Origin of the sequence: Alkalimonas delamerensis (assembly GCF_030717955.1) — a bacterium.
GTDB classification, from domain to species: Bacteria; Pseudomonadota; Gammaproteobacteria; order Enterobacterales; family Alteromonadaceae; genus Alkalimonas; species Alkalimonas delamerensis.
The window spans coordinates 1-373 of the sequence record NZ_JAUZVY010000015.1 but is presented as its reverse complement, the minus strand read 5'-3'; the positions used below and the strand labels follow the sequence as shown (position 1 = coordinate 373).

The following is a 373-nucleotide window of genomic DNA, read 5'->3' as shown; positions in this document are numbered from 1 at the left end:
CACAAGTCCGCAGCTTCGGTGTATGATTTAGCCCCGTTACATCTTCCGCGCAGGCCGACTCGACTAGTGAGCTATTACGCTTTCTTTAAAGGGTGGCTGCTTCTAAGCCAACCTCCTAGCTGTCTATGCCTTCCCACATCGTTTTCCACTTAATCATAACTTTGGGACCTTAGCTGGCGGTCTGGGTTGTTTCCCTTTCCACGACGGACGTTAGCACCCGCCGTGTGTCTCCCGAGTAGTACTCATTGGTATTCGGAGTTTGCATGGGGTTGGTAAGTCGGGATGACCCCCTAGCCCAAACAGTGCTCTACCCCCAATGGTATTCGCTCGAGGCGCTACCTAAATAGCTTTCGAGGAGAACCAGATATCTCCG

The 373-nt window shown here is 52.3% G+C and carries 1 rRNA gene; it reads right to left on the bottom strand.

What is annotated here, in order from left to right:
* Nucleotides 1-373: ribosomal RNA gene (locus tag Q3O59_RS15860) — 23S ribosomal RNA — on the bottom strand; the annotation flags it as partial.